Here is a 21,672-nt window from a genome sequence, read left to right on the forward strand (position 1 = left end):
CCACCTTTCCCGGAGTCCGACCATGAAGTTCCCGCGCGCCTTCCACGGCACCCGCCGCACCTGCCTGACCCTGCTGGCCGCCGCCGCCCTGGCTTCGCCGCTGGCCGCCCAGGCCCAGCTGCGCGAAGTGACCTACCTGCTGCCCGCCCCCGGCACGCTGCCGGCCTTCGGTCCGTGGATGCTGGCGCAAGCCAAGGGCTATTACGAGAAGGAAGGCCTGAAGGTCAGTTTCGTCACCGCCCGGGGCGGCGTGGACGTGGCCAAGCAGGTTGGCGCCGGCAACGCCGTGATCGGTGGTGCCATCGGCGACACGCCCATCATCGCGCGCGCCCAGGGCATCCCGGTCAAGGCCGTGGCGGTGCTGGGCGCCGGCTCGCTGATGCAACTGGTCAGCCACAAGGACGAACGCATCGAAAGCCCGCGCGAACTCAAGGGCAAGACGGTCACCGTGCTGGCCTACACCGACACCACCTACTACGCGCTGCTGGGCATGCTCAGCAAAGTCGGCCTGACCAAGAACGACGTGAACATCCAGGCTGCCGGCCCGGCCGGGGTGTGGCAGCAGTTTGCCGCCAAGAAGGCCTCCGCCATGGCCGGCACACCCGACTGGACGGTGAACGTGATGGACACCGGTGCGCAGGTCGACATCCTGCCGGCCGACATCTATTTCAAGAGCATGGCCCAGGCCATCCTGGCGTCTGACGAAGTGATCCAGAAGGACCCGGAACTGATCCAGAAGCTGGTGCGCGCCACGCTCAAGGGCATGAAGGACATCATGGCCGACCCGAAGGCCGCCGCGCAGGTCTACACCCAGCATGTGACCGTGCACAAGGGCAAGGAAGCCAGCATCCAGAAGGCCTTCGAGCTCTACAACAAGTACGTGTACGCCAGCCAGAAAGTGCCCGGCGCGATGGACGAGGCCCGCCTGGGTGACCTGCAGAAGTTCTACGTGAGCAACGGCGTGGTGCCCAAGGAAACCGCGCTGAAGGAGCTCTACACCAACCAGTTCGTGGGCAAGTGAGCGAACGCCCCGAGAGCCGAGACGGAGTCTGACGTGCGAAATGAAAAACTGATCACCGCCGCCTGGAGCCTGGGCGTGCTCGTGGTGTTCCTGCTGGCCTGGGAATACGGCCCGGGCCTGGTGGGCATGCCCGAGTTCGTGCTGCCGCCCTTCTCGCGGGTGTGCGAAGAAGCGGTGCGCATCTGGCACGGCGAACGCCTGCTCTGGCACGCCGGCATCACCAGCCTGGAAGTGGTGGTGGGCTTCGTGCTCGGCTCCTGGCTCGGCGCCATGATCGGCTACGCGCTGGGCGTCTCGCCCCGGGTGGAGGCGGTGCTCTCGCCCTATCTGCTGGCGCTGCAGATCGCGCCCAAGGTGGCGTTCGCGCCGCTGTTCGTGATGTGGCTGGGCTACACGGTCTACCCCAAGATCCTGGTGGCCATCCTGATCGTGTTCTTCCCGGTGCTCATCAACGTGCTGTCGGCCATGCGCGCCATGGACGGCGACCTGATCAACCTGGCCCGCTCGTTTTCGGCCACGCGCTTTCAGGTGTTCCGCATGGTCGAGTTTCCGACCACGCTGCCGCCCCTGTTTTCGGGCCTGCGCATTGCCAGCACGCTGGCGGTGATCGGGGTCGTGGTGGGCGAACTGGTGGGCGGCAACATGGGCCTGGGCTACCTGCTGACCTTCTTCGAAGGCCAGGGCAACACGGCCGCCGTGTTCGTGATCATCGGTGCGCTCACCGTGATCGGCATCGTCGCCTACTACGCCGTGGTGCTGGCCGAAAAGCGCGTGCTGCATTACCTGCCCAGCGCGCAACGGAACTGATGAGCATGACCCCCGAGATCCGACTCGACGACCGGCGCGTGCTGGTCACTGGCGCGGCCCGCGGCCTGGGCGAAAGCTTCGCGCGCGCCCTGGTGGCCGCCGGCGCCCGCGTGGTCATCAGCGACGTGCTGCACGAACGCGGCCAGGCCCTCGCGGCCGAGCTGGGTGAAGCCGCTCACTATGTGCCGCTGGACCTGCTCGACGGCGACAGCATCCGCGCGGGTGTGGACGCGGCCGCGCAGGCGCTGGGCGGGCTGGATGGCCTGATCAACAACGCCGCCATCACCAACTCCGGCGGCAAGACCATGGACGAGCTGTCCGTGGACACCTGGGACCGGGTGATGGACGTGAACGTGCGCGGCACCTGGCTGGTCACCGCCGCGGCGCGCCCGCACCTGGCGGCCAGCGGCAGCGGTCGCGTGGTCAACATCGCCTCCGACACCGCGCTGTGGGGCGCGCCCCGCCTGCTGGCCTATGCCGCGAGCAAGGGCGCGGTGATCGCGATGACCCGGTCGCTGGCGCGCGAGATGGGCGCCGACGGCACCACCGTCAACGCCATCGCCCCGGGCCTGACCCTGGTGGAAGCCACCGAATACGTGCCCCAGGCCCGGCACGACTACTACATGCAGGGCCGTGCGATCACGCGCGCCCAGGTGCCCGATGACGTGAATACCGCCGCGCTGTTCCTGCTCACGCGCGGCGCCGGTTTCGTCACCGGTCAGCTTTTGCCGGTCAACGGCGGTTTTGTCATGAACTGAAAGGAAGCCCCATGAACGCTCCGATCCCCAGCCAGACCCTTGCGGCCAACGAGCCGCAGTTCAACGAGCGCGGCCTGATGGACGCCCGCATCCCGCCCGAGGCCGAGATCCAGGCCGGCATGATGCAGCAGCCCGGCCAGAGCTTTGCCGAGTGGATGGAATCGCGCGTGGCGCGCAAGTCCACCCGCCGCTACGACTGGGACGCGCTGAAGTTCCAGGCCGACTACGACCCCAAGTACCGCCGCGCGCAGATGCGCTACGTGGGCACCGGTGGCACCGGCGTGGCCAAGGACATGAACACCGTGCCCTCGGCGCACTTCACCTTCTCGACCATGGTGATCCCGGCCGGCAACATCGGCCCCTCGCACATCCACTACGACGTGGAAGAAATCTTCTTCGTCATGCGCGGCCAGATGAAGGTCGTCTGCGAGAAGGACGGGCAGAAATGGGAAGCCGTGATCGGCGAGCGCGACCTGATTTCGGTGCCGCCGGGCGTGTACCGCGAAGAGCACAACATCGGCGACGAAGACGCGCTGATGTGCGTGATGCTGGGTTCGCCCAAGCCCATCACCCCGACCTACCCGCCCGATTCGCCGCTGGCCAAGATCAAGCGGTGAACTCCCCCCTGCGCCGCTGACGCGGCTTCCCCCCTCCGTGGCGCGCCTTCGGCGCTTCGAGGGGGGACGGCGCCAGCGGCCCGGCTGAGCCGGTTCCGCGGCGCCTGCTGGACCCAAGCCCCTTCTCTCCGGATCAATTGCTTCATGAACCCTTCCGCTCTCTTGCTACAGCACCCGCCCCGCCTGGCCGACCTGGGCGGCGGGGTGCGCGTGGGTTACCGCGAATCCGGCCCGGCCGGTGCGGTGACCCACGTGCTGCTGCACGGGATCGGTTCGGGCGCCGGCAGCTGGGCGTTCCAGTTGCAGGCTGCGGCGCAGGCCACCGGTCTGCGGGCGCTGGCCTGGGACGCGCCCGGTTATGGCGAGAGCACGCCGCTGGAGGGCGAGGCGCCCGATGCCGGTGCGTACGCGGCCCGGCTGTGGCAGTGGCTGGACAGCCTGGGCGTGCAGGGCCCGGTGACGCTGGTCGGGCATTCGCTGGGTTGCATCATGGCCGCGCGCGCCGCGGTGCAGCATGCTGCGCGCGTGCAGCGCCTGGTGTTGCTCTCGCCGGCGCGCGGCTACGGCCAGGCGCCGCAGGCCGAGCGCCAGCAGAAGCTGCAAAACCGGCTCGCGATGCTGGCCCGCCTGGGCCCGGCCGGCATGGCCCGCGAGCGCGGTGCGGCCATGCTGTCGGCCAGCGCCGCCCCCGAACTGGTGGAAGCCGTGCGCGACACCATGGCGCGTGTGCACGTGGGCGGCTACACCCAGGCCACGCGCTTGCTCGACCAGGCCGACCTGGGGGCCGACCTGGTGCAACTGCCCGGCCCGGTGCGGGTGGCCAGCGGCCATGCCGACACGATCACGCCGCCGGCGGCGTGCCAGGCGGTGGCCCGCAGCGTCGGGCAAGATTGGCAGGATCTGGGGCCCGTCGGCCATGCCTGTCCGCTGGAAGCGGCCGCGCAGGTCAACGCCCTCATCGGCTTGCGATGAGACGGCCCCGCCGCCCAACACCAGTCAAGGGAACCCCATGAACGACAAGAACACCGCCTCCGCCGACGACCGCTACACCGTGCCCGCGCTGCAGCGTGGCCTGCAACTGCTGATGCAGTTCAACCGCGAAGACCGCGAACTGACCGGCGCCGAACTCTCGCGCCGGCTCGACCTGCCGCGCGCGTCGGTGTTCCGCATGCTGTTCACGCTGGAACAGGGCGGTTTTGTCGAACGGGTGGGCGACGGCAACAGCTACAAGCTCGGGCTGGCGGTGCTGCGCCTGGGCTTCGAATACCTGGCCTCGATGGAGCTGACCGAACACGGGCGCCCCGTGATCGAAGAGCTGCGCGACCGCTGCGGCTATTCGGCCCACCTGGTGGTGCGCGACGGCCGCGACGTGGTGTTCATCGCCAAGGCCGCCGGCCACAACGCCATGTTCCATTCCATCCAGGTCGGTGCGCGCCTGCCGGCCCACGCCACCGTGCTCGGCCGCCTGCTGCTGGGCAATCTGGACCTGGCCGCGCTGCGCCACCTCTACCCCGAAAGCCCGCTGCCGGCCTACACCCCGCGCACACCCACCACGCTGGAACAGCTCAAGATCCTGATCGACCTGCACCGCCTGGACGGCTACGGTGTGAGCCAGGGCGGCTTCGAAACCGGCATCTCCACCATCGGCGCACCGGTCTTCAACGACCGCGGCGAAGTGGCGGCGGCCGTGAGCATCGCCGTGCCCGCCCAGCACGTGAACGAAACCGAGCTGCCGCAGCTCATCGAGCAGGTCAAAGGCGCCGCCGCGCAACTGACCGACCGCATCAGCCACCTGCCCAACCGCGGTGCCTGGCAACCCAATCCGCCGGCCCGCAAAGCGGCCTGACCCCCGGGTCAGCGGCACGCCTTTCATTCATCACCACACCATGAGCCCAACCCCCATCCGCATCACTGTCGGCGAACTGGTCGCCCGCTTCCTGGAAGCCTGCGGCGTCCAAGCCGCCTTCGGGGTGATCTCGATCCACAACATGCCGATCCTGGACGCCTTCCACCGGCGCCAGCAACTGCGTTTCGTCTCCGCCCGCGGCGAGGCCGGTGCCTGCAACATGGCCGATGCCTACGCCCGCGTCAGCGGCACGCTGGGCGTGTGCGTGACCAGCACCGGCACGGGTTGCGGCAATGCCGCCGGCGCCATGGTCGAAGCCATCACGGCCGGCACGCCGCTGCTGCACCTGACGGGCCAGATCGAGTCGCCCTTCCTCGACCGCGACCTGGGCTACATCCACGAGCACCCGGCCCAGTTGGCCATGCTCAAGTCGGTCGGCAAGGACGCCTTCCGCATCCGCAACCCCGAGACCGCCCTGGCCACGCTGCGCGAGGCCGTGCGCTTGGCCTTCACACCGCCCTGCGGCCCGGTGTCGATCGAGATCCCGATCGACGTGCAGAAGATGGAGATGGACCTGCCGGCCGACCTGGCGCCGCTGGCGGTGCCGCCTGTGCAGCCCGACCTGGCCGCCGTCGACGTGCTGGCCGAACGCCTGCTGAAAGCCCAGCGTCCCCTGCTGTGGCTGGGCGGCGGCGCACGCGGCGCGGTGGCCGCCGTGGACCGCTTCGTGAAGATGGGCTTTGCCATCGTCACCTCGGTGCAGGGCCGTGGCATCGTGGCCGAAGACCACCCGCAGACCCTGGGCTCGTACAACCTGCAGAAGCCCAGCGAACAGTTCTACGAAACCGTCGACGCCATGCTGGCCGTGGGCACGCGCCTGCGCAGCAACGAAACGCTGAACTACCGCCTCAAGCTGCCCGCGACGCGCTACCGCATCGACGCCAACGCCCTGGCCGACGGCCGCGGCTACACGAACGAATTCTTCCTCAGCGGTGACGCCCAACTCACGCTGGACGCGCTGGCCGACCGCCTGGAAGGCCGCATGAAGATCGACCCGCAGCTCACGCGCGACGTGCAAAGCGCCCGCGCCGAATCGGCCACGCTGGTGGACGGCACGCTGGGCCCCTACGTCAAGCTCAAAAACACGCTGGCCGAAGTCGCCGGCAAGCACATCTGGTGGGTGCGCGACATCACGCTGTCCAACAGCATGTGGGGCAACCGTGCCCCGGTGCTGGACCACCCGCGCGCCGGCGTGCACGCCCTGGGCGGCGGCATCGGCCAGGGCCTGGCCATGGGCGTGGGCGCAGCCATCGCCAACACCGAACACGGCCTGGGCCGCAAGACGCTTTCGCTCTGCGGCGACGGTGGCTTCATGCTCAACGTGGGTGAACTCGCCTGCGCCGCGCAGGAGCAGGCCGACGTGGTCTTCATCGTGATGAACGACCAGCGTTATGGCGTCATCAAGAACATCCAGGACGACATCTACGGCAGCCGCCACGCCTATGTGGAACTGCACACGCCCGACTTCGCGCAACTGTGCGCGAGCCTGAAGGTCAAGCACCTGGCACTGGCCGATCCGGCCCACAGCAAGGCCGTGCTGACCGAAGCGCTGGCCGCCAGCGGCCCGGTCGTGGTCGAGGTGGACATGGCCGCCTGGGGACCGTTCGCGGCCAAGTTCGCCGGCCCGCCGAAGAAGAAGGACTGACCCGATGCGCCCCCCCGCCCCTCACGCTGCGTTCCGGCGGCCCGCCGAGCGCGCCCGCCCCGGCTTCCCGGCAGGAGACCGCCCATGACCCAGAACGTCACCCTGATCGGCTTCGGCGCCATCGGCCGCACGCTGCTGCAGCGCTCGGCCGGCCAGCCCGGCCTGCGCATCACCCATGTGGTGGTGCCCGAGGCCCACGCGGCCGCTGCGCAGGCGAACGCCGCAGCGCTGCAAGCCGATATCGCCATCGTTTCGGCCGTGCCGCACGACACCGATCTGGTGGTCGAGTGCGCGGGCCACGAAGCCCTGACCGAACACGTGGTGCCGGCGCTGCTGCGCGGCACCGAGTGCGCCGTGCTCTCCATCGGTGCGCTGTCCGAACCCGGCCTGCCTGAGCAGTTGGCCGATGCCGCCGCCCAGGGCGGCACGCAGGTGCACCTGCTTTCGGGCGCCATCGGCGGCGTGGACGCGATCGCCGCCGCCCGCATCGCGGGCCTGGACGCCGTGACCTACACCGGCCGCAAGCCCCCCAGCGGCTGGCGCGGCACGCCCGCCGAAGCGCTGGCCGACCTGGGCTCACTCACCGAGCCGACCGTGATCCTGGAAGACACCGCCCGCGAAGCGGCCCGCCTGTACCCGAAAAACGCCAACGTGGCGGCCACCATCTCGCTGGCCGGCCTGGGACTGGACGCCACGCGCGTGCGCCTGATCGCCGACCCGACCGTGAGCGAAAACATCCACGAGATCGAGGTGCGGGGCGCCTTCGGCGAGATGCGCATCACCATGCGCGGCAAGCCCCTGCCCGACAACCCGAAGACCTCGGCCCTGACCGTGTTGTCGGCGCTGCGCTTCCTGCACAACCGCACCGCCACCGTCACCATCTGAGACCCCGGCCATGACCGAAAAACTGCACAGCTTCATCGCCGGCCAGTGGCGCGACGCTTCCGGCCCCGAATACACCACCGAATACCCGCACGACGGCAGCACCGTGGCGCGCCTGAACGCAGCCAACGCGGCCGACGTCGACGAGGCGGTGCAAGCGGCCGAAAAAGCCCGCCAGCAACCCGCCTGGGCCCAGCTGAAGCACCACGAGCGCGCCGGCATGCTCTACCGCATCGCCACCGGCATCCGCGAGCGCGCGGAAGAGCTGGCCCAGCTGCAGCGCCTGGACAACGGCAAACCCATCAAGGAATGCCGCGCCCTGGTGGCCAGCGCCGCCGGCACCTTCCAGTTCTTCGGCGCCGCCGCCGAAACCTGGGAAGACACCATCACGCCCTCGCGCGGCGACTACGTGAGCATGAGCGTCAACGAGCCGCTGGGCGTCGTGGGCGCCATCACGCCATGGAACAGCCCCATCGCCAGCGAGGCGCAGAAGCTCGCACCGGCCCTGGCCGCCGGCTGCGCCATGGTGTTCAAGCCGGCCGAGATCACGCCGCGCATGGCGCTGGAACTGGCCAAGATTTGCCAGCAGGCCGGCGTGCCCGACGGCATCGTGAGCGTGCTGCCCGGCAAGGGCTCCATCGTCGGTGACGCGCTGGTCAAGCACCCGCTGATCAAGCGCATCGCCTTCACCGGCGGCACCACCGTGGGCATGGGCATCCAGCGCCTGGCGGCCGAGAAACTGATGCCGACCTCGCTGGAGCTGGGCGGCAAGTCGCCCACCATCGTGATGCCCGACGCCGACCTCGACCACGCCGTGGCCGGCGTGCTCTACGGCATCTTCAGTTCGTCGGGCGAATCGTGCATCGCCGGCTCGCGCGCCTTCGTGCACGAGAGCGTCTACAACGCGTTCAAGGCCCGCCTGATCGAAGGCGCCCGCCAACTGCGCGTGGGCGACCCCTCGCGCGAGGACACGCAGATGGGCCCGCTGGTCAACCTGGGCCACCGCGCCAGCGTCGAGAAATACGTGCAGATGGGCCGCGACGAAGGCGGCACCGTGCTGTGTGGCGGCGAGCGCCCCACCGGCGGCTACTACGACGGCGGCAGCTACTACCTGCCCACCATCTTCGAGGGCCTGCCCAACAGCGCACGCATGTGCCAGGAAGAAATCTTCGGCCCGGTGCTGGCCCTGCTGCCCTGGAAGAACGAGGCCGACCTGATCGCCCAGTGCAACAACAATATGTTCGGCCTGGCCTCGGGCATCTGGACGCGCGACTTCAAGAACGCGTGGCGCATCGGCAAGGCCCTGCAGACCGGCACCGTCTGGGTCAACACCTACAAGGTTTTCTCCATCAGCACGCCGTTCAGCGGCGTGAAGATGAGCGGCTATGGCCAGGAAAAAGGCCGTCTCGGCATCCTGGAATACACCAGCCAGAAAAGTTTCTATTTCGGCCTGAACGAACAGCCCAACCCCTGGGCCTTCTCCTGAGGACATCACCACCATGCTTTCCCGCCGTCAACTGACCCGTTCCGCCCTGGCCTGTGCCGCTCTGCTCGCCGCCACCACCCCGCTGCACGCCCAGACCGCGATCGACAAGGCCTTGTCGTCCGAGAAGTTCACCCTGGTTGCCCCGTTCCCGCCCGGTGGCCCGATCGACACGCTGGCGCGTGTGCTGGCCGAGGGCCTGGCCAAGAAGTACGGCCAGGTGGGCGTGGTCGACAACGCGCCGGGTGCCGCCGGCAACATCGGCATGGACAAGGTCCGCCGCGCCAAGCCCGACGGCCACACCATGCTGGTCATCCCCGCGGGCAACCTGACCATCAACCCGACGCTGATGCCCAAGTTCCCCTTCAGCATCGAGAAGGACTTCACCGCCGTCACCATGCTGGCCACCACGCCCAACGTGCTGGTCGCCAACCCGGCCACCGGGCTCAAGACCCTGCCTGACCTGATCAAGACCGCCAAGGCCAAGCCCGACAGCCTGAGCTACGGCTCGCCCGGCATCGGCAGCGGCCTGCATCTGGCCGGCGAGCTGTTCAAGTCGCAGGCCAACGTGGACATCCTGCACGTCGCCTACAAGGGCACCGCGCCCGCGCTCAACGACGTGCTGGGCGGCACCATTCCGCTGATGTTCAGCAACCTGCCCGCCGTGCTGCCGCACCTGCAAAGCGGCAAGCTGGTGGCCCTGGGCGTCACCGATGCCAAGCGCTCGCCCTCGGTGCCCGACATTCCCACCTTCACCGAGCAGGGCGTGCCCGGCGTCGAGATCCCGTCCTGGTACAGCCTGCTGGCGCCGGCGGGCATGCCCGCCGAACTGGCCGAACAGCTCGCCCGCGATGCGCAGGACATCCTGGCGCAGCCAGACGTGGCCGAGCGCCTGAAGACCCAGGGCCTGGTGCGCTGGGACCTGCGCACCACCGCCTTCACGCGCCACATCCAGGACGAAACCGCCCGCTGGGCCAAGGTCATCGCCGCGCGCGGCATCAAGATGGAATGAGCGGCATGAGCGATGCGCCCAACCCCCATGTGCTGCTGACCATCGTGCTCAAGCACCACCCGGGCCTGACGCTCGACGACGTGCAGTCCAAACTCAAGGCCAGCGAATGGTGGGACCGCTTTCCGGTCGAGGGCACGCGCGTGGTCTCGTGGACGGTGGCCATGGGCCTGGGCCAGATCGTGACGCTGGAAGTCCCGCCCCACCTGCTGGGCCGGGTCAACCTGGAGCTGGAGCGTTCGGCCTGGGGCGTGTTCAGCACCGAGGTCTACCCGACCTACGACTTCGTGCCGGTGCGCGAACGCATCATCGAGCGCGTGCGCGCCGGAGGCCAGTGATGAGCACCCGGGCCGAGAAGATCGAGAGCCCGCAGGTGCCCGATCTGCCGCACGCGAGCTGGACCAACGGCTGGCGCATCGGCCACGAGGTGGTGATGTCGGGCATGACCGGCCACCCGGTCACCCGGCAGGCCGCCGAACAGGGCCAGCCGCTGGGTGCCTACGAACAGACGCTGATGGTGCTGAAAAAGCTCGAAGCGCTGGTGCAGGCCGCCGGCGGCCACAAGCACAACATCGTCAAGACCGTGGTCTACGTGACCGACATCGCCGACAAGGACGAGGTCGGCCGCGCCCGCAAGGACTTCTTCGAGGGCCACTACCCCTGCTCGACGCTGGTGTCGGTGAGCGCCCTCGTGTTCCCCGAACTCCGGGTCGAGATCGACGCCTGGGCCCGGCTGGACGTGGACCTGCGCATGGCATGACCCGCGCGCAGCGGCTCGTGCGGCGGTAACAAGGAAAACCAAGATGGATCTGGGCATCAAAGGCAAAAAGGCGCTGGTCTGCGGCGCGAGCGCCGGACTGGGCTACGCCTGCGCCGAGGCGCTGGCAGCCGAAGGCGTGCACCTCGTCATCGTGGCGCGCACCGAAGGTCCGCTGCTCCAGGCCGCTGACCGGCTGCGGGGCATCGCCGGCAGCGGCCTGGTCGACACCGTGGCCGCCGACGTGACGACCCCCGAAGGCCGCGCACGCATCTTTGCCGCGCACCCCGACTTCGACATCGTGGTCACCAACGCGGGCGGGCCACCGCCGGGCGATTTCCGGCGCTGGGACCAGGCCACCTGGCACCAGGCCATCGACGCCAACATGCTCGCGCCGATCGAGCTCATCAAGGCCACGGTGGACGGCATGATGGCGCGCGGCTGGGGCCGCATCGTCAACATCACCTCCAGCGCGGTGAAGTCGCCCGTGGACGGCCTGGGCCTGTCCATCGGCGCACGCAGCGGCCTGACCGGCTTCGTCGCCGGCCTGGCGCGCAGCACCGTCGGCCGCGGCGTGACCATCAACAACCTGCTGCCCGGCACCTTCGACACCGCGCGCCTGGCCGGCAACTTCGCGGCGCAGGCACAGCGCGAAGGCCGCAGCGTGAACGAGGTCAAGGCCGCGCGCCTGGCCAAACACCCGGCCCACCGTTTCGGCGCCCCCGGCGAACTGGGCCACACCTGCGCCTACCTGTGCAGCGCGCACGCGGGCTACATCAACGGTCAGAACCTGCTGCTCGACGGCGGATCGTTCCCGGGCGTGTTCTGAGGCGCCGGCGCGGCCGCATCGACACGCCCCATGGCCGTGCGCCGCGCGCCCTCGCGCCGCGCGTAAAGGGTCGGTGACACACCCGCCCAGCGCCGGAAGGCGCGCGCGAACACCTTGTCGGATTCGTAGCCGGCATCCTGCGCCACCTTGGCCAGCGGCAGCAGCCCGGCCTCCAGCTGTTCGGCCGCCAGCGCCATGCGGTGCGCCGCCAGGTAGGCCATCGGCGTCGTGCCCACCAGCCCGCGAAAGCGGTCGCTGAAGCGCGAGCGGGACATCGCCGCCTCAGCGGCCAGGGCGGCCACCGTCCAGGCGCGCGCCGGTTCGCGGTGCATGGCCGCGATGGCCCGTGCCAGCGCCGGGTCGGCCAGGCCACGCCACCAGCCGGCCCCAGTCGGCGCACGCTGCGCGGTCAGGAAAGCGCGCAGCAGGTTGATCAGCAGCAGCTCGCCCATGCGGCTGGCCGACACGCGCCAGCCGGGCCGCTGGTCCAGCGTCTCCGTCACCAGCGCCTGCATGGTGTCGGCCAGCCCCATGCCCGCCGACAGGGCATCGGCCGGCACGTGCAGCAGCGGCGGCAGGATGCGCAGCACCGAGTGGCGGCAGTAGGCCGAAAACCACAGCAGCGCGCTGAACATGTCGCTGCTTTCGCCCCCGCCGCCGTGCTGCAGTTGCAGCGGCGCCTCGTCGCGGGCACCGGGCGTGCGCCGCTCCAGCAGCGCGGCAAACGGCAGGGCCGGCACGTCCGGGCCCGAACCCATGACATGCGGCGCCCCCAGCGGCAGCATCACCAGATCGCCCGGCGCGACCCGCTGCGGCGCCTGGCCGGCCACCGCCACCCACCAGGGCGCACCGCGCGCCATGCGGATCACGGCGCTGCCGGCCACGCCCTCGGAGCGCAGGCCCCAGGGAGCGGAGAGCTGAAAACGCGCCGTCACCGCGCGTTCGGCGCGGCAGATGGACAACACTTCGCTGAGGACATCCATATCGGGGGTCAAAGGCGGTTGAAGTCTGGACGATGTGTGCCCCATTCGGGCGTCAGAGCGGTTGAGGCCAGGGCGTCGCGCACCAACAATGCAGCTTCCTTCTCATTGTTGCGGAAACATCCCATGAGCACACTGAATATTGGCATCGCCGGCGGCGGTGTGGGCGGCCTCGCAGCGGCCATCGCGCTGCGGCAGCAGGGGCACCACGTCACCGTCTTCGAGCAGGCCCAGGGCTTCTCGCGCGTGGGGGCCGACATCAACCTCACGCCCAACGTGGTTCGCGCCATCGACGGCCTGGGGGCCGGCGCCGCCATCCGCGAACGCGGTGCCCAGCCCACCTTCCGCATCAGCCGCGACTGGAACACCGGCCAGGAGACGTCGCGCCTGGGCATGAGCAACGTGGCCGAAGCCCGGTACGGCGCGCCACAGGTCACCATCCACCGCGCCGACATCATCGAGGCGCTGGCCGAACGGTTCCCCATCGAACACATCCGCTTCGGTCAGCGCATCCGGGCGCTGACCCAGGACGCCCAGGGTGTGCACCTGCAGCTGGCGGATGGCACCAGCCCCAGCTTCGACGTGGTGATCGGTGCCGACGGCATCCACTCGCGCGTGCGCACCGCCCTGTTCGGCGAAGAGTCCCCGCGCTTCACTGGCGTGGTCTCGTTCCGGTCGGTGGTGCCGACCGAGCGCGTCCAGCACGTGCCCGAGATCGAGGCCTTCACCAAGTGGTGGGGGCCCAACCCGCAGAGCCAGATCGTCACCTTCCCGCTCAACCAGGGCCGGGAAACCTTCATCTTCGCCACCACCGGGCAGGAGAGCTGGACCGAGGAGTCGTGGACCAGCGAGGGCGACGTGAACGAGCTGCGCAGCTTCTACCAAGACTTCCACCCCGACGCCCGCGCGCTGCTCGACGCCTGCGACAGCACGCTCAAGAGCGCGCTGTACGAGCGCGAGCCGCTGCCGCGCTGGTCGGTGGGCACTGTGACGCTGCTGGGTGACGCGTGCCACCCCATGCTGCCCTTCATGGCACAGGGCGCGGGCATGGCCATCGAAGACGCGGTGGTGCTGGGCCGGGCCCTCGCGGGCGCCGGCTCCCGCGCCGAGGCCGAGCGGGCGCTGCAGACCTATGAAAACGCGCGCAAGGAACGCACCGCGCAGATCCAGATCGGCTCGCGCGGCAACCAGTGGATGAAGACCCAGGGCAACGCCGACTGGGTCTACGGCTACGACGCCTGGCACGTGCCGCTGGCGTGAACGGACGCCCCGCCGGCGCCCCAAAAAAAAGGCATGCCGGTGGGCATGCCTTCGGGATGTGGACACCGCGCCGGGTCTCAGACGTCGAGCACCAGCCGGCTGCTCTTGCAGCCCGAAACGCAGACCATCATCACCTCGTTGCGCGCCTGTTCGGCGGCCGTGAGCACGGAGTCGCGGTGATCGGGCACGCCTTCGAGCACGCGCGTCTCGCAGGAACCGCAGATGCCTTCTTCGCAGCTGAAGGGCACGTCGGCCTTGAGCTCGATCAGGCACTGGTGCAGGGTCTTGTCGGGCGTGACCTCGAAGGTCTGGCCGCTGCGACGCAGTTCCACCGTGAAACTCTGGCGCGCGTCGGCCGACGCGGCCACCTCAACGGCGGCGAAACGCTCGATGTGGGCCTGGGTGTGGCCCAGCCGGGCGGCGGTCTTCTCGAAATTGTCGAGCATGACCGTGGGGCCGCAGGCGTAGTAGTGCTCGGTGGCCGCGGGCGCGCGGCGGCCCAGCAGGGCCTGGAGGTCGGGCGGGCCGCCCTGCTCGTCGTCGAAGTGCCAGGTCACCGGCACGCCCAGGGCCTCGACCTCGGCCACGAAGGCCGCGCTGGCCCGCGAGCGCGCGCAGTACAGGAATTCAAAGCTGCGGCCCAGGGTCTTCAGGCGCTTGCCCATGCACAGCACGGGCGTGATGCCGATGCCGCCGGCCACGAGCACCGAATGGCTCGCATCTTCATGCAGCGGAAAGTTGTTGCGCGGCGCGCTGATCGTCAGGCGCATGCCCACGCGCAACTGCTCGTGCACGCAGCGCGAACCGCCGCGGCTGGCCTTGTCCTTGAGCACGCCGACCACATAGCGGTGGGTTTCACCGCTGTCGTTGAACAGCGAGTAGCTGCGGATCAGGCCGTTGGGCAGGTGCAGGTCGATGTGCGACCCCGCCTCGAAAGCCGGGAAGCTGCCGCCCCCCACCGGTCGCAGCTCGACGCTGATGATGTCGTCGGCTTCGTGCCGCAGTGTGTGGACCCAGGCTTGCAAGGTGGTGGCGGTGCTCATCGGAGGAATCAGGGAATCGTTGAAAGGTGAGGATCAACCCTGTTTGTCCAGCTGCTTGGTGGCCAGGTTGCGCAGATGGCGGCGCAGCCGGACGATGCCCATGTCGTGCTGGTACAGGTGCTCGCGCTTGTTGGCGTCGGGCTCCATATTCTCCACGGCCAGGCGGTCCTGTTCGAGCACGTTCCAGTGGCGCTCTTCCAGGCGGTTCTTGTAGAGGAAGCGCCAGGTGTCGCGCTGCCAGCCGTCCACCTTGCGGCAGCGCCAGTGGAAGACGCCGGCCGCGCGGTTGGTGATGGGCGTGTAGCTGCCGATGATGGTGAAGTTGCCGCCAGGGCCGCCGGTCTTCGGATACGGAATTTCCAGCCGCATGACGTGGATGCCGGTGTCCATCCACTCGGTCCAGTCGAAGTTCACATCGCGCTGGCCCTTCTTCTCGAAGATGAAGCCTTCGGGCAGGTCGCGGATCTGGAAGTCGGCCGTCATGTCGCCTTCGCTCATGGTGTGCGACTGCTTGTGCAGGTAGGCGCCGTGCATCGGGTCCATGACGTTGTCGATCACGTAGCGGTAGTCGCCGGCCCACTCGGTGTAGCACAGGAACGAACTCCACTCGGGCGAGGTCAGTTGCTCGGGCAGGCGCAGCGGCGGCGCTTCGTCCAGCGCCGGGTTGCTGGCGTTGTAGAGAAAGATCGCGCCGTTGGACTCGGCCGTGTGGAAGCTGCGCGTCGGGCGCGAACCTTCGAGCTTGCAGCCCGGGCTGCCCGGCACGCGCATCACGGTGCCGTCGCGGCGCACTTCGACGCCGTGGTACGGGCAGGCGATGCGGTCGCCCAGGATCACGCCCAGCGACAGCGGGGCACCCCGGTGCGGGCAGTGGTCTTCCAGCGCGTGGACCTGGCCGGCCTGGTCGCGCCAGAGCGCAATCTTGTAGCCCAGGCGGCGCAGCGAGATCGGGCTTTCCTTCACGAAGCTGGACGGGCAGACCGGGTACCAGAGGTCTTTGAGCCCGACCTCCAGGGCGGCATCGACGGGATCGAGCTGGACGTTGACGACGGCGGTGTTCATCGGCTTACTCCTGTGGGGTTCGGGCGGACTCAGGCGCCCAGGCGGGCCATTTCCTGCTGGTAGGTGGTTTCGGTCCAGGGCTGGCCGTTGGGACCGGCGGGGCCGGCCTGGTTCAGGTAGGCCACCAGGCCGGCCAGGTCGTGAATGCCCTGGGCGAAGGCGCGCTCGATCGAGTCGCCCAGCAGACTCTCGTAGGAGGTGGGCGGCGCGGTGCGGGTCTGGTGCGTTTCGTTGTAAAGCTCCGGGGTGCGCATGGGGTCTCTCCGTGGGGAACAGAAACGGGTGGCGGGAAGAATCAGCTCTTGGGCTTGTCGGTCATGAAGCGGCCACTGGGCGCCTCGGCGTTCACCTGGCGGCGCGTGTGGCCGTCGATACCGCCCTTGATGGCCCATTCGGCGAACACGGTGGGGCCGGGCGTGAATTCGCGCGGCACCCATTCGGCGGTCAGCTCGTCTTCGTCGGTGTAGTACTCGACCAGCGCGCCCGCCGGGTTTTCGATGTACCAGAACATGGCCGACGAGATCGGGTGGCGACCCGGGCCGAGTTCGGTTTTCCAGCCCTGGCGCGACATGTGCAGCCCGCCGCCGACGACCTCGTGCAGGTCGCGCACGGTGAAGGCCACGTGGTTCAGGCCCTTGCGCGGTTCCGGCGGCTGCAGCAGGAACAGGTCGTGGTGGCCGCCTTCGGGCGCGCAGCGCATGAAAGCGCCGCGGCCGGGATAGCGGTCGGACACCACAAAGCCCAGGCGCTCTTCGTAGAAGCCGGCGGTGGCCGCCAGGTCGGTCACGAAGAAGACCACGTGGCCCACTTCCACCGGCGTGGCCCGGTCGTAGGCCGGCGCGCGCTGGTTGATGCGGCGCCGCTCGCTCCAGGTGTTGGTCACGGCCGAGGTCAGCACCACCGGGCGCTTGCGTGTGACCTGCACGCGCACGGCCAGGCCGTTGGGGTCGGTGCAGCCGATGCGCTCGCCGTCGTCGACATAACCAGGCTGGTCCTGCAGCCGGGTGCGCAAGGCGTCCAGCTCGGCGGTCGTGCCCACCGACCAGACCACCTCTCGCAGTGTCGGGTCCGGCTCCACGCCGGGCGGCACGTCGGCCGCGTCGCTGTGGGCCACCACCACGCGGCAGCCGTTGAGACATTCAAACACCCGGCGCTGCGGCGCTTCGTCCACCAGGGTCAGCCCCCAGTCGGCAAAGAAGCGGCTGCAGGTGTCCAGATCCTGCGCGCCGTAGGTGATTTCGTCGATACCCTGGATGCTCATGTCGGAAGGTCCTGTGAAACCGGCATTGGAATGCTCAACGCTTGACCTTCGCCAGCGGATGGTCAGGCGGGTAGGTCGGCGTGACCGGCTTGGGATTGCCCACGATGACACACATCAGCGCCTCTTCGTCGCCGATGTTGATCACCCCCCGGTACACGCCCACCGGCCAGGAGATCAGGTCGCGTTCGCCCGCTTCCATCTCCCAGGTTTCGCCGTTCAGTTCGGCGATCAGCTTCACGCGGCCGCGCAGAACGAAGAAGACCTCTTCCACATCGGTGTGGATGTGCAGCGGCCCCTCGGCACCGGCCGGCAGGATCATGGTCGAGAAGGTGAAATGCTCGGCCTGCACCGTGTTGGCATCGTTGGCCACCCCGGTGGCACCGGTGCCCACGTAGCGCATCTGGGCGCGCCGGTACTTGGGATCGAGGTCGGCCTGGAATTTCAGCGCCTCCCAGTCGTAGCGGCGCGTGGCCCGTGTGGCCACGCGGCTTTGCATCCACTGCGCCAGGTCCATGCCGGCGGGGGGTTGGTAGGAAGGGGACTCGGTGACGACGGCAACCATGTTGACCTCCGGTTGTTTTATATACAAAACAATGTTTCTTTATTAAAACGCCTGCATCGTAATCCCCGAGCCGTCAGAGGGTCAAGCCAAATCCGAGTGATTTACTGAGAAAGCCTGCCGCCACCCACGGGTTTGTCCGCCGCTGCGGCCCCCCTGGGCGCCGCCTAAAATGGCTGCACAGGCACGCCCGCGGCCCGCCAGGACCGGCGCGGCCAGCCATTGCCACAGCAAGGAGGAGACTGCGCATGCGCATCCTGATAGCCGAAGACGACCAGGTGCTCGCGGACGGGCTGTTGCGCAGTCTGCGCGCCGCCGGTGCCGCCGTCGATCACGTGGCCAGTGGCAGCGAGGCCGATGCGGCCCTCATGACCAACAACGAGTTCGATCTGCTGATCCTCGACCTGGGCCTGCCGCGCCTGCACGGTCTGGAGGTGCTCAAGCGCCTGCGCTCGCGCGGCTCCACCATGCCGGTGCTCATCCTCACGGCGGCCGACGCCATCGAGGAGCGCGTCAAGGGCCTGGACCTGGGCGCCGACGACTACATGGCCAAGCCGTTTTCGCTGCAGGAACTCGAAGCGCGCGTGCGCGCCCTCACGCGCCGCGGCATGGGCGGGGCCAGCTCCACCATCAAGCACGGCCCGCTGGTCTACGACCAGGCCGGCCGGGTGGCCACCATCGACGGCAAGATGGTCGAACTCTCGGCGCGCGAGCTCGGCCTGCTCGAAGTGCTGCTGCAGCGCGCCGGCCGCCTCGTCAGCAAGGACCAGCTCGTCGAACGCCTGTGCGAATGGGGCGAAGAGGTGAGCAACAACGCCATCGAGGTCTACATCCACCGCCTGCGCAAGAAGATCGAAAAAGGCCCGATCCGCATCGCCACCGTGCGCGGCCTCGGCTATTGCCTTGAAAAGATCCCCGGCTGAACCGGGCGGAGGCAGCGCCCCGCCCTCCAGCGCATCGGGCGAGCGCCTCGGCCCGATGTCTTTCGGTCTATTCCAGCGCGAACAGCGCAGCCTCTTCGGCGAGATCCTCGACTGGATGCTCACGCCTCTGCTGCTGCTGTGGCCCCTGTCGCTGGCGCTGACCTGGTTCGTCGCGCAAGGCATTGCCAGCAAACCGTTTGACCGTGCCCTCGAATTCAACCTGCAGGCCCTGACCCAGTTCGTGGTGGTCAAAAGCGGGCGCGTGCACTTCGACCTCACGCCGCAGGCGCGCGACCTGCTGCGCGCCGACGACAGCGACATCGTCTATTACCAGGTGCTCGACCCGCGCGGCGACGTCATCAGCGGTGAAGGCGACTTTCCGCTGCCGGCGGACAACGAGTCGCCCGTGCCCGGACGCGTGATGCTGCGCGACGACGTGGTGCGCGGCGACGATGTGCGCGTGGCCTACGCCTGGCTCGCACGGGGCACCGAGCCCGGCCGGCTGGTGCTGATGCAGGTGGCCGAAACCAAGGGCAAACGCTCCACGCTCGCCACCGAAATCATCAAGGGCGTGATGGTGCCGCAGTTCGTCATCCTGCCGCTGGCGGTGCTGCTGGTGTGGATGGCGCTGGTGCGCGGCATCCGCCCGCTCAACGATCTCGAACAGAAGATCCGTGCCCGCAAGCCCGACGACCTCAGCCCGATCGAAGAGGCCTTCATTCCGCAGGAAGTGGCCCCGCTGGTCTCGTCCATCAACGACCTGCTGGCGCGGCTGAAGGCGTCGCTGACGACCCAGCGGCGATTTCTGGCCGACGCGGCCCACCAGCTCAAGACGCCGCTGGCTGGGCTGCGCATGCAGGCCGAGCTGGCGCAGCGCGAGACCGACCCGAAGGAGATCCGCGGTTCCCTGCAGCAGATCGCCCGCTCCAGCACCCGCGCCACCCACACGGTCAACCAGTTGCTGGCGCTGGCCCGCGCCGAAACCACGGGCCGCGCGCTGCCCTCGGCCCGCATCGACCTGGCCCGGCTGGTGACAGAGGTGGTGCAGGACTCGGTGCCCCGCGCGCTGGAACACGGTATCGACCTGGGCTACGAAGGGCCGGACGCCATTCCCGAGAGCGCGCTGATCGACGGCAACCCGACCCTGCTGCAGGAAATGACGCGCAACGTGGTCGACAACGCCATCCACTACAGCGGCGCCGGTGGCGTGGTGACGGTGCGCGTGCTGCTCGACCGCTTCAGCGGCGTGCAGGTGCTCCAGGTCGAGGACGATGGCCCGGGCATTCCCGAAAACGAACGTGCCTTCGTGCTGCAGCCTTTCTACCGCGCGCTGGGCACCAACGTCGACGGCTCCGGCCTCGGGCTGGCGATCGTGCACGAGATCGCCCAGCAGCACAACGCCGTGATCGCCATGGAAGATGCGCACCCCGACGCGGCGCGCCGCGGCCTGCGGGTGTCGATCCGTTTCGTCCCGCGCCGGCCCGCCGGCGAGTGAACCCGCTGCCGGGCGCCGTCAGGGCCGCAGCTGCCGGTTCATCCGCTCCAGCAGATCGGCCAATTGCACGCGCTCTGCGGCACTCAGCGGCGCGACCGCCTGCTGCGCCACCTGACGCCGGATTGCGCCGACGCGCTGGTGGATGTCCAGCGCCGCAGCCGTGGGGTACAGCCGGGAGACCCGCCGGTCCGCCTCGTCCGGGCGGCTCTCCAGCAACCCAAGATCGCGCAGGCTGCCCACCAGCCGGGCGAGCTGCCCCTTGTCCCGTCCCGCGTGCGCCACCAGGTCGCTGAGCGTGCTGCCCGGTTGCCGGACAAAAAACGCCAGCGCCCGCCCCTCCATCGGCCCCAGGGTGTGGCCCGCGCCGACCATAAGCTGGCGCATGCGGGAACGCGCCAGGTGCATCAGCTCGTGCACGGCGTCCAGCACCGGTTCTTCGTGGGCAGGTTTCATGGTGGTTGACTTTATCAATTATTTGATCGATGATCTGATTGACATTATCAACCAATTGCCATGAATCCCCATCCTGTTACCCCCTCTTCTCCGGTCCAGCGCGTGCGCCACGACATCGTGCGCCGGGACCTGCGGATCGAACGCATCGACACCCCCAGCCCCGGTTTCCGCGCCATCACCTTCACCGGCTCCACGTTGGGGGGCCTGGTGTCGATGTCGTTCGACGACCACCTCAAGTTCTTCTTCACCGACGCCCAAGGCCAGGAACAGCGCCGGGACTACACGCCGCGCCGGCACGACCCCGTGCACGGCCGCCTGACGCTGGAGTTCGCGTTGCACGACGGTGGCCTGGCCGCCGAATGGGCCCGCCAGGCCCGCGAAGGTGATGCGGCCACCATTGCCGGCCCACGCGGCTCCCAGATCGTGTCCACCAACCTGGACTGGCACTGGCTCGCCGGCGACGCGACCGCGCTGCCCGCCATCGCGCGCCGCCTGGAGGAGCTGCCCGCCGGCTCACCGGTGCAGGCCCTGATCCTGGTCCCGGAACAGGACCAGCGACCACTGGCACTGCAACCCGGCCAGCAGGTGCAATGGGTGAGCGACCCCGAAGCCTTTGTCCGGGCCCTGCACCACCTGAAGCGACCCGAAGGGGAAGGTTTTGTGTGGTGTGCCGGCGAAGCCGACCTGATGGCGCGCGCCCGTGAGGTCGTGCTGAACCACCACGCCGTGCCCCGCACCCACACCCGCATCTCCGCCTACTGGAAACAGGGCACCAGCAGCTTCCACGAAGATCTCTGAAAACACCCCCCTGCGCCGCCAGAGGCGGCTTCCCCCCTCTGTGGCGCGGCTGCGCCGCTTCGAGGGGGGACGGCACCTGTGGCCCGGCAAAGCCGGTTCCACGGCGCCTTGGGGCTGGAAGGCA

The 21,672-nt window shown here is 69.0% G+C and carries 24 protein-coding genes; 17 read left to right on the plus strand and 7 right to left on the minus strand.

Annotation, left to right across the window (positions count from 1 at the left end):
• Positions 1-22: 22 nt before the first annotated feature.
• The 13 genes from L0977_RS07505 (at position 23) to L0977_RS07565 (ending at position 11,714) form a co-directional block, all read left to right on the plus strand.
• Positions 23-1,021: an ABC transporter substrate-binding protein gene (locus L0977_RS07505; RefSeq protein ID WP_234264236.1), complete on the plus strand. Its 999-nt coding sequence runs from the start codon at positions 23-25 to the stop codon at positions 1,019-1,021.
• Between the two features lie 33 nt (positions 1,022-1,054).
• A complete protein-coding gene (locus L0977_RS07510) occupies positions 1,055-1,828 on the plus strand; it encodes an ABC transporter permease (protein WP_234264237.1) in 774 nt (257 codons plus the stop codon).
• On the plus strand, positions 1,825-2,586 hold the full coding sequence (locus L0977_RS07515; protein ID WP_370465285.1) for an SDR family oxidoreductase: 762 nt from the start codon (positions 1,825-1,827) through the stop codon (positions 2,584-2,586). Before L0977_RS07510 ends, L0977_RS07515 begins: the two co-directional genes overlap by 4 nt.
• A gap of 119 nt (positions 2,587-2,705) precedes the next feature.
• Entirely contained in the window at positions 2,706-3,203 is a 498-nt protein-coding gene (locus L0977_RS07520) for a cupin domain-containing protein (RefSeq protein ID WP_234264320.1), read from the plus strand.
• A 144-nt stretch (positions 3,204-3,347) separates the two neighbouring features.
• Positions 3,348-4,175: an alpha/beta fold hydrolase gene (locus L0977_RS07525; protein WP_234264239.1), complete on the plus strand. Its 828-nt coding sequence runs from the start codon at positions 3,348-3,350 to the stop codon at positions 4,173-4,175.
• A gap of 37 nt (positions 4,176-4,212) precedes the next feature.
• The gene (locus L0977_RS07530) at positions 4,213-5,049 is read left to right on the plus strand and encodes an IclR family transcriptional regulator (protein WP_234264240.1); all 837 of its coding nucleotides are present in this window, start codon (positions 4,213-4,215) and stop codon (positions 5,047-5,049) included.
• 40 nt (positions 5,050-5,089) lie between these two features.
• Positions 5,090-6,754, plus strand: coding sequence for a thiamine pyrophosphate-binding protein (locus tag L0977_RS07535; protein ID WP_234264241.1), 1,665 nt, complete (start codon positions 5,090-5,092; stop codon positions 6,752-6,754).
• An 84-nt stretch (positions 6,755-6,838) separates the two neighbouring features.
• A complete protein-coding gene (locus L0977_RS07540) occupies positions 6,839-7,639 on the plus strand; it encodes an aspartate dehydrogenase (protein ID WP_234264242.1) in 801 nt (266 codons plus the stop codon).
• Between the two features lie 10 nt (positions 7,640-7,649).
• Complete coding sequence (locus L0977_RS07545) at positions 7,650-9,122, plus strand: aldehyde dehydrogenase (RefSeq protein WP_234264243.1); 1,473 nt, start codon at positions 7,650-7,652, stop codon at positions 9,120-9,122.
• A 13-nt stretch (positions 9,123-9,135) separates the two neighbouring features.
• A complete protein-coding gene (locus L0977_RS07550) occupies positions 9,136-10,131 on the plus strand; it encodes a Bug family tripartite tricarboxylate transporter substrate binding protein (protein WP_234264244.1) in 996 nt (331 codons plus the stop codon).
• Between the two features lie 5 nt (positions 10,132-10,136).
• On the plus strand, positions 10,137-10,466 hold the full coding sequence (locus L0977_RS07555; protein ID WP_234264245.1) for a hypothetical protein: 330 nt from the start codon (positions 10,137-10,139) through the stop codon (positions 10,464-10,466).
• Positions 10,466-10,888 (plus strand): RidA family protein, encoded by a 423-nt coding sequence (locus L0977_RS07560; protein WP_234264246.1) that lies wholly within the window; start codon positions 10,466-10,468, stop codon positions 10,886-10,888. Before L0977_RS07555 ends, L0977_RS07560 begins: the two co-directional genes overlap by 1 nt.
• Positions 10,889-10,931: 43 nt before the next feature.
• Positions 10,932-11,714 carry an SDR family oxidoreductase gene (locus L0977_RS07565; protein ID WP_234264247.1) on the plus strand — a complete coding sequence of 261 codons (783 nt, stop codon included), beginning with the start codon at positions 10,932-10,934 and terminating at the stop codon, positions 11,712-11,714.
• Here the strand turns inward: L0977_RS07565 and L0977_RS07570 are convergent.
• Complete coding sequence (locus tag L0977_RS07570) at positions 11,669-12,697, minus strand: AraC family transcriptional regulator (RefSeq protein WP_234264248.1); 1,029 nt, start codon at positions 12,695-12,697, stop codon at positions 11,669-11,671. The genes L0977_RS07565 and L0977_RS07570 overlap by 46 nt on opposite strands.
• A gap of 123 nt (positions 12,698-12,820) precedes the next feature.
• On the opposite strand from L0977_RS07570, the gene L0977_RS07575 reads away from it, so the two are divergent.
• Complete coding sequence (locus L0977_RS07575) at positions 12,821-13,954, plus strand: FAD-dependent monooxygenase (RefSeq protein WP_234264249.1); 1,134 nt, start codon at positions 12,821-12,823, stop codon at positions 13,952-13,954.
• Positions 13,955-14,031: 77 nt separating this feature from the next.
• On the opposite strand, the gene L0977_RS07580 is transcribed toward L0977_RS07575, so the two are convergent.
• The 5 genes from L0977_RS07580 to L0977_RS07600 are packed head-to-tail and all read right to left on the minus strand — an operon-like array spanning position 14,032 to position 17,834.
• Complete coding sequence (locus L0977_RS07580) at positions 14,032-14,997, minus strand: PDR/VanB family oxidoreductase (protein ID WP_234264250.1); 966 nt, start codon at positions 14,995-14,997, stop codon at positions 14,032-14,034.
• A 33-nt stretch (positions 14,998-15,030) separates the two neighbouring features.
• Complete coding sequence (locus tag L0977_RS07585) at positions 15,031-16,059, minus strand: aromatic ring-hydroxylating oxygenase subunit alpha (RefSeq protein WP_234264251.1); 1,029 nt, start codon at positions 16,057-16,059, stop codon at positions 15,031-15,033.
• Between the two features lie 29 nt (positions 16,060-16,088).
• Positions 16,089-16,313, minus strand: a complete 225-nt coding sequence (locus L0977_RS07590; protein ID WP_234264252.1) for a recombinase-like helix-turn-helix domain-containing protein — start codon at positions 16,311-16,313, stop codon at positions 16,089-16,091.
• 41 nt (positions 16,314-16,354) lie between these two features.
• On the minus strand, positions 16,355-17,320 hold the full coding sequence (locus L0977_RS07595) for a VOC family protein (RefSeq protein ID WP_234264253.1): 966 nt from the start codon (positions 17,318-17,320) through the stop codon (positions 16,355-16,357).
• 34 nt (positions 17,321-17,354) lie between these two features.
• Complete coding sequence (locus L0977_RS07600) at positions 17,355-17,834, minus strand: cupin domain-containing protein (protein WP_234264321.1); 480 nt, start codon at positions 17,832-17,834, stop codon at positions 17,355-17,357.
• Positions 17,835-18,127: 293 nt separating this feature from the next.
• Between L0977_RS07600 and L0977_RS07605 the strand changes: the two genes are divergently transcribed.
• Together L0977_RS07605 and L0977_RS07610 are read left to right on the plus strand one after the other, a co-directional pair.
• Positions 18,128-18,802, plus strand: a complete 675-nt coding sequence (locus tag L0977_RS07605; protein ID WP_234264254.1) for a response regulator — start codon at positions 18,128-18,130, stop codon at positions 18,800-18,802.
• A 55-nt stretch (positions 18,803-18,857) separates the two neighbouring features.
• Positions 18,858-20,297 (plus strand): sensor histidine kinase, encoded by a 1,440-nt coding sequence (locus L0977_RS07610; RefSeq protein ID WP_234264255.1) that lies wholly within the window; start codon positions 18,858-18,860, stop codon positions 20,295-20,297.
• An 18-nt stretch (positions 20,298-20,315) separates the two neighbouring features.
• Here the strand turns inward: L0977_RS07610 and L0977_RS07615 are convergent, their stop codons facing one another.
• Positions 20,316-20,750: a MarR family winged helix-turn-helix transcriptional regulator gene (locus L0977_RS07615; RefSeq protein ID WP_234264256.1), complete on the minus strand. Its 435-nt coding sequence runs from the start codon at positions 20,748-20,750 to the stop codon at positions 20,316-20,318.
• 60 nt (positions 20,751-20,810) lie between these two features.
• Here L0977_RS07615 and L0977_RS07620 point away from each other — a divergent pair, with 60 nt between their 5' ends.
• Entirely contained in the window at positions 20,811-21,548 is a 738-nt protein-coding gene (locus L0977_RS07620; protein WP_234264257.1) for a siderophore-interacting protein, read from the plus strand.
• The last annotated feature ends 124 nt before the right edge of the window (positions 21,549-21,672 follow it).

The organism is Hydrogenophaga sp. NFH-34, from assembly GCF_021401345.1.
GTDB lineage: Bacteria > Pseudomonadota > Gammaproteobacteria > Burkholderiales > Burkholderiaceae_C > Hydrogenophaga > Hydrogenophaga electricum.